Consider the following 7088-nt stretch of genomic DNA (forward strand, 5'->3'; position numbering starts at 1 on the left):
TAATGGGAAAAGCATTCAGAGGAATGCCTATGTTCCCGTGTTTGTCTCTGAGAGATGGTCACAAAAAATAACGGTAATCATAATAAGAAAATAAATATTTTTTTATTATGAAATTCATCCTGATGATTAGTAGGTGTTCACGGAATAGGTAATTAAGAAGTATATAACGTCAATGTCTTTCCCGTCTTTCGCGAGGATGACATCAATAAAAATCACAGGAAGTCAAATAATTTCAAATAAATCAATTACCCATCCGTGGTACAAATAATGAGAAGATCTATCAGAAACAAGGCGGGAGTAGGTAATGAAAATTGGCTTAAGTTGATGCCATTGAGTGAACAATTACCATTTTTTAGATTATTAGTTATATCTAAGTGAATGAGCTGCTTCTATCCTCATTAGGCAGGGAATCCTCATTATTAAGTAAAGTCTTTGATTGTTTATCTGGTAATTCCTCAAAAAATGATAATCCTCTTGTTATTGAGGTTTGAGAAAGTGTTCCTTTTGGAACGTTTGAATTATGTTGGCTGGCAGTCAGGTTTAAATCAGATGAAAAGCTCTCCTGAAGTGAATTATTTTTTTGGTAATCAGTAGTATTGACAGGACTTATTTGATTATCAGTCTTTGGAGCAGTGTTGTCTTCAGAAAAAATGAGTTCTATCTCATCGTTGTCATGAGCATGATTATTTAGATACGATCCTATTCTCATGGAAGCAACTGACAATATGACAAGAAGTAAGGGTATTAGCAGTATATAAGGACTAACTATCGGTAGCAACATTGCAGTAAAAATAAGAAACATCAACCCAAGAAACATCAACGGTGGAGGTAGATACAATAAAGCTTCATAATTAATAGAATAGTTACGATTTTGTTTATAACGGTATTTATTCACATGAAGAAAATTGTCTTCAAAATTATTTCTGATTTTAGGATTTTCCTGGCATTTTTTATACATAATTGCTGCTTGGGTTGGATGTAAACCTGACTTTTTTGCGTAATCAAGATATGTTTCATAGGTAGCATCACCAATTTCAGGAGATCTTACTTTCTTTGCCAACGATGCCAGTTTATTAAGCTCGCTTTTTTTCATCATAAATACTCATTAATCATTATCCAACACATTATACAATATGTTCAAATTAAAATCTACAATAGATCTTTAATTAGAAAATCACGTTATTTTGGCTGAATCAGTTATTTTTCGGCGTAGAAAATGTATTTTCGCTCGTTATCTATAGCGAATATCCGAAAAATTCTAATAAAGAATGCACAAATTGTTAACTAATACTTGTGTCTCGCTACTTGACTTGGTAAAATCCTCCCCTTTAAAAAGAACACTTAGCTTATCTTCAGGAGTGAATATGTCGCTAACTAGCGCACAAAAAGTAGAAATTATTAATGAGTACAAACGAGGCGATAAAGATACCGGTTCGCCTGAAGTACAGGTTTCACTAATGACAGGTCGTATTAAATATTTAACCGATCATTTTAAAGAAAATAAAAAAGATTTTCATTCAAGACGTGGTTTACAGGCATTAGTCAATAAACGTCGCAAGCTGCTTAAGTATTTAAAAAGAAAAGATCAGGCGCGGTATCAAACCTTGATCCAAAATTTGGGTCTGCGGGATTCCTATTGATTCTTCGAATTTTATTAGATAGGGCTGGAGCTCAATTTTTAGTCTAACTGAAAGGCGCAATATTCTGCGCCTTTTTTTTCGCTATTCAATTTTAAGAGGTAATTTACGTGGCTAAAATCACTAAAGAAATACAGTTCGGTGAACACATGCTTGTGCTTGAAACAGGCGAAATAGCAAGACAGGCTGATGGTGCTGTCTTTGCGAGTATGGCAGGCACTCAGGTATTAGTTACAGTGGTCGGACAAAAAACGGTTGCCGGTACTAATGATTTTTTCCCTTTGACGGTAAATTATCAGGAAAAAGCGTATGCTGCGGGTAAAATTCCTGGTGGTTTTAACAAACGTGAAGGCCGTCCCAGCGAGAATGAAACACTGGTTTCAAGATTAATGGATAGACCACTTAGACCTTTATTCCCCGAGGGATTTTGCAATGAAGTACAAATTATTGCTACGGTTATGTCATTAAATCCTGAAGTTCCCGCCGATATTATTTCCATGATTGGCGCCTCTGCCGCTTTGGCCATTTCCGGTATTCCTTTTCACGGTCCTATTGCAGCGGCTCGTGTGGGGTATAAAGACGGTATTTACCTGTTAAATCCTGGCCATAAAGCCATTGCTCAATCGGAATTGGATCTCGTGGTTGCCGGTACGGATGAAGCTATTTTAATGGTGGAATCAGAAGCAAGCGAGTTAAGTGAAGAAATCATGTTAGGGGCGGTATTGTACGGTCATGAGATGATGAAAGCGGTAATTAGAGGGATCAGAGAACTTGCCAATGAAGCAGGAAAACCGGCATGGGAATGGACAGCACCTGTAGTTGACACCGGTTTAGAGTCTCGTGTTGCCGAGTTAGCAACAACCTTGCTGACAGAAGCTTACTTAATTAAGGATAAACAACAGCGTTATAAGCGCCTGGCTGAAATAAGAGAACAAATTACAGAAAATCTGATCAATGAAAATGAACAATATGACAGCAATGCAGTGACTGGCATGTTAGGCAATTTAGAAAAAACCATTGTACGTAATCGTATTCTCGATGGGGAACCACGTATTGATGGGCGTGATCAAAAAACGGTGCGTCCGATAGCTATTCGTACCCGATTATTGGAACGTCCTCACGGTTCAGTAATATTCACCCGAGGTGAAACGCAAGCGATTGTAGCAGTTACTTTGGGTAATGAACGTGATGCGCAAACCCTGGATAATTTGAGCGGTGAAACAAAAGATAGATTCATGCTGCATTATAATTTTCCTCCTTTTTCAGTGGGTGAAACAGGAATGGTCGGTAGCCCTAAGCGTCGTGAAATTGGTCATGGCCGGTTAGCCAAGCGCAGTTTAATTGCTGTTTTACCTGCGGCCAGTGAGTTCCCTTATGTTTTAAGGGTAGTATCTGAAATCACCGAATCAAATGGGTCCAGTTCAATGGCTACTGTTTGTGGTACAAGTCTGGCATTAATGGATGCGGGTGTACCATTAAAAGCACCGGTTGCGGGTGTTGCTATGGGACTTATTAAGGAAGATGAACGTTTTGCAGTGTTAACCGACATTTTAGGGGATGAAGATCATTTAGGAGATATGGATTTTAAAGTTGCAGGAACTGAAAAAGGGATCACTGCTCTACAAATGGACATAAAAATCACAGGTATTACCAAAGAAATTATGGAACAGGCCCTGGAGCAGGCTTTAGCTGGACGGATGCATATTCTTGGCGTCATGAATAATGCTTTATCAGAACACCGGGAAGAATTATCAGAGCATGCGCCAAGAATTACAACCATGAAGATAGCGGAAGACAAAATACGAACTATTATAGGTAAAGGAGGTGCCACAATTAAAGGATTGATTGAAAGTACAGGTGTTTCTATTGATATCGACGATACAGGTGTAGTACAGCTATTTTCTCCTGATGCTGAAGCGCTTGAAGAAGCTCAAAAGCAGATTAAGGCATTGATTGCAGAGGTTGAAGTAGGTCAAACGTATAAAGGTAAAGTAAGCAAAATTGTTGATTTTGGTGCTTTTATTAATTTATTGCCTGGTAAGGATGGCCTTTTACATATCTCTCAAATCTGTGCGGACCGTGCGCAAAAAGTTGAATCTGTTCTTAGCGAGGGGCAGGAAATTGAAGTGTTTGTTGCTGGTGTTGATAAGCAGGGACGGGTCAAACTGGAATGGAAGGATAAGCCACAGGCAGTACCTGGGCCAGTGGAAGAAAAAAATGTAACAGAAGCGGATGAATCTATTGCAGAGCCGGAAGATCCTCAAGAGAAACATCATTCTGAAACATTAGTAGACAATGGCGAGGAATAAAATTGACTCCTGAAAAAGCTATTCTTATGGAGCCGTTTATTTTAAAGTTCTTTTGTTAGAGATCGGTTCGGTAGTGACTTTTAGATAATATAATTTATTTAATGGTCAATACAGGTCTTACGTTCCGCGCTGTATGCGCGGAATCCAGTAACCCAAACTCGATGTACCTTTTATACATCAAGTTCTCTGATTTCATAGTCATCGAAATAATTCTTTGTTTATAACAGTTCATTTAATTATTCCAGGACTCTTCATTATTTTTATAGTGCTGTTGCTATTTGGTTTTATTTTTAATAAATTGATTGGGTGGTATAATGTTCTCAACAATGGAATAGGAAAAGATAAATTATGCTTTTCAAAAACAAATACCCTCTTTTGGAAGAATTATTGAAAATAAATTGACCTTATCAAGGTTTGATACTAATACAAATAATATTGACAGAATTTTTACTCAAGAAAAAACTAGGTTACGATCAAACGTAAAAATTCGCTACGACTACTCGGATTATTGCGCATTTCACCGCGCATGACTGAAGTGGTCATCACCGAGTTTTGTTTTTCCACTCCGCGCATCATCATGCACAGGTGTTTGGCCTCTATTACGACAGCAACTCCGCGTGCGCCAGTGGTGGATTCTATGCAATCAGCTATTTCAGTTGTTAAACGCTCTTGTATTTGCAAGCGTCGTGCAAAATAGTCAACAATGCGTGCGATTTTAGATAAACCAAGAACTTTGCCATTAGGCAGATAACCCACGTGGCATTTACCCAAAAAAGGAAGTAGGTGATGTTCACACATGGAATACATTTCAATATCTTTTACAATGACCATTTCACTCATGTCTGAGGTAAACAGGGCGCCATTTATGATGTCATCAAGATTCTCTCGATATCCTTTAGTAAGGTAGCGTAAGGCATTTACTGCGCGCTCAGGCGTATCTCGTAAACCCTCGCGCTCGGTGTCCTCTCCAATATTTTCCAGGATTTGTTTGTATAATTCATGCATAGATTTTGTCCTAGCCAGGCGGCCATGTCATTTGACGGCCACCCAGCAGATGTAAATGAATATGAGGAACTTCCTGTCCACCACCAGAGTTAACATTAAAAACCAGTCGGTAACCATTGCTATTAATATTTGTTTCTTTGGCCATTTTTTTTGCCGTAAGTATCATGCGCCCAAGGAGTTGCTCATCCTTGCTGTCCGTATCGTCAATTGTTGCGATATGCTGTTTCGGAATTATTAGCTTATGTACAGGAGCTTGAGGTTTTATATCATGAATTACAAAAAGCTCCGGATCCTCAAATACCATTCGTGAGGGAATTTCTCCGCATGCAATCTTACAAAACAAGCAGGCCATGAATGGGTTCACCAGATAGTTAATTTAATCGATAATAATACCTGAATGGCTTTCTGACAACAGAAGTAACTACTTTAGTTAAAAAAAATCATACTTTGCATCTGCTATCCAGTTATCATACAGAATTAGCATCACTAGTTAATTTTGCCTTTTAAATCCATTTTGAGCATAATACGCGTCTTTATACGTTAGATTAGTTTGTGAGTAGATAATAATGGGCTTGATGGATATTAAAAGTGGTCGTGATATACCCAACGAAATTAATGTAATTATTGAAATTCCCATGCATGGCGAACCGGTCAAGTATGAAGTGGACAAGGAAACGGGGGCCTTATTTGTGGACCGTTTTATGGCCACAGCCATGTTTTACCCGACCAATTACGGCTATATTCCCAACACTCTCTCAGAAGATGGGGACCCTGTTGATGTTTTAGTGGTTACGCCTGTTCCCTTAATCAGTGGTGCAGTGATTTCTTGTCGTGTTATCGGTATGCTTAAGATGACTGACGAGTCAGGCGTGGATGCAAAATTATTGGCGGTCCCTACCAGTAAATTAAGCAAGCTGTATGAGTCTGTAAAAACTTATAAGGATCTGCCGCCTTATTTGATTTTATCATTAGAGCATTTCTTCCAGCATTACAAAGATCTGGAGGAAGGAAAATGGGTGAAGGTTGATGGATGGGAAGGGCCAGAGGCTGCACGTGAAGAGATTTTAGCGAGCGTTGCCCGCTTTAAGAAATAATACTGTTGAATAAGGGGAGTCAGGTGTTTTTGCTCCCCGAACCAGCGATGCCTTCAACGTTCTATTTAAGCTAAGGGTGTGATGTGATTAATACATTCACTGCTTCTTTTAAATCAAGAACCTTATCTATTGAATCAGTAGTTAATTTTGTAGAAAAGAAGAACTGGCGATGGACGGCATAATTTATTCCTCCGGCAATAGCATAAGCTATACCGGCAGTAGCAACTGTCAGCACAGCAAGGACAGCAAGTCCAGCATAGCCAATGATTTCTTTTAAGTAGCCACGATGATTTCCCAGTTCAGAATTGATTGCAACTTTAATTGCATCATCTATTGCTTTCTTAAAGGCCAATTGATCTTTATCTATAGGGTAGAATTTTGATTCATTAACGACAGCATCATACAGTTGGCGAGCAGCTGTTGCGGCAGCTTTATAACTATAGTAGAGGTCACTTTGTTTTTCGTTAGTGAAGAATTTAAAAATGTTGTCGCCTTTTTCATCTAACTCCTCCGCTTTCTTTGCTATATTGTTTAAGGCAATAGTGAATTTTGCTTTAGCAGTTTTATATTTTTCACTCAGCATTAAGGGCGGTGTAATTGAAAGAGGTTTTCTATTTTGCAACAGTTGGGGCTTGGCATGATCAGCAACATGGATTGAGCGGGAATGTATTCCATCATAGGTTGTTTCTGCTTGATGAGCCAAATCTTTAACCGTTTGTCTGTAATTTTCATCAATAAAACCTGTTCCTTTGATCTGGGTAATTGGGGTAACATCGTTTCCCGCATACTGATGCAAACGCAAAGTTACATTATCAGGGATTAATTCTTTATTCTTGTGATAAAAATTGCTTAATTTCTCAAGTATATCTACTTCTTGTCTCGCGCCATTTCCCCGATCATCATAAAAATCAAATATAATTTCTTCGCCGGGATTTTCATGAGCAATCTTAGGGGTTTGAAGTCCAATGGTACTAAAACGTACGCTAAAAAATTAATCATAAGCACATGCTTGGAACTCTTTTTCGACTAAATGTGATTTGTTG

At 38.4% G+C, this 7088-nt stretch carries 7 protein-coding genes; 3 read left to right on the forward strand and 4 right to left on the reverse strand.

The window, feature by feature from the left end; translation table 11 throughout:
• Window positions 1–370 precede the first annotated feature (370 nt).
• Window positions 371–1096: a hypothetical protein gene (locus T345_RS0109295; protein WP_028389111.1), complete on the reverse strand. Its 726-nt coding sequence runs from the start codon at window positions 1094–1096 to the stop codon at window positions 371–373.
• 268 nt (window positions 1097–1364) lie between these two features.
• Between T345_RS0109295 and rpsO the strand changes: the two genes are divergently transcribed.
• Complete coding sequence (gene rpsO, locus T345_RS0109300) at window positions 1365–1640, forward strand: 30S ribosomal protein S15 (RefSeq protein WP_028389112.1); 276 nt, start codon at window positions 1365–1367, stop codon at window positions 1638–1640.
• Between the two features lie 107 nt (window positions 1641–1747).
• Window positions 1748–3946, forward strand: a complete 2199-nt coding sequence (gene pnp, locus T345_RS0109305) for a polyribonucleotide nucleotidyltransferase (RefSeq protein WP_028389113.1) — start codon at window positions 1748–1750, stop codon at window positions 3944–3946.
• Window positions 3947–4408: 462 nt separating this feature from the next.
• Here the strand turns inward: pnp and folE are convergent, their stop codons facing one another.
• Window positions 4409–4951 (reverse strand): GTP cyclohydrolase I FolE, encoded by a 543-nt coding sequence (gene folE, locus T345_RS0109310; protein ID WP_028389114.1) that lies wholly within the window; start codon window positions 4949–4951, stop codon window positions 4409–4411.
• Between the two features lie 10 nt (window positions 4952–4961).
• A complete protein-coding gene (locus T345_RS0109315) occupies window positions 4962–5303 on the reverse strand; it encodes a histidine triad nucleotide-binding protein (protein WP_028389115.1) in 342 nt (113 codons plus the stop codon).
• 214 nt (window positions 5304–5517) lie between these two features.
• Here T345_RS0109315 and ppa point away from each other — a divergent pair, with 214 nt between their 5' ends.
• Window positions 5518–6045 carry an inorganic diphosphatase gene (gene ppa, locus T345_RS0109320; RefSeq protein WP_028389116.1) on the forward strand — a complete coding sequence of 176 codons (528 nt, stop codon included), beginning with the start codon at window positions 5518–5520 and terminating at the stop codon, window positions 6043–6045.
• Window positions 6046–6115: 70 nt separating this feature from the next.
• On the opposite strand, the gene T345_RS0109325 is transcribed toward ppa, so the two are convergent.
• Window positions 6116–6841 (reverse strand): hypothetical protein, encoded by a 726-nt coding sequence (locus T345_RS0109325; RefSeq protein ID WP_131777804.1) that lies wholly within the window; start codon window positions 6839–6841, stop codon window positions 6116–6118.
• Window positions 6842–7088: the final 247 nt, after the last annotated feature.

This window comes from Legionella fairfieldensis ATCC 49588 (assembly GCF_000621525.1).
Classification (GTDB): Bacteria; Pseudomonadota; Gammaproteobacteria; order Legionellales; family Legionellaceae; genus Tatlockia; species Tatlockia fairfieldensis.

Excerpts from the sequence above, each read along its gene's own strand:
- T345_RS0109295 (WP_028389111.1), bottom strand. The coding sequence starts at position 1,096 with ATGATGAAAAAAAGCGAGCTTAATAAACTGGCATCGTTGGCAAAGAAA.
- rpsO (WP_028389112.1), top strand. The coding sequence starts at position 1,365 with ATGTCGCTAACTAGCGCACAAAAAGTAGAAATTATTAATGAGTACAAA.
- T345_RS0109315 (WP_028389115.1), bottom strand. The coding sequence starts at position 5,303 with ATGGCCTGCTTGTTTTGTAAGATTGCATGCGGAGAAATTCCCTCACGA.
- ppa (WP_028389116.1), top strand. The coding sequence starts at position 5,518 with ATGGGCTTGATGGATATTAAAAGTGGTCGTGATATACCCAACGAAATT.
- folE (WP_028389114.1), bottom strand. The coding sequence starts at position 4,951 with ATGCATGAATTATACAAACAAATCCTGGAAAATATTGGAGAGGACACC.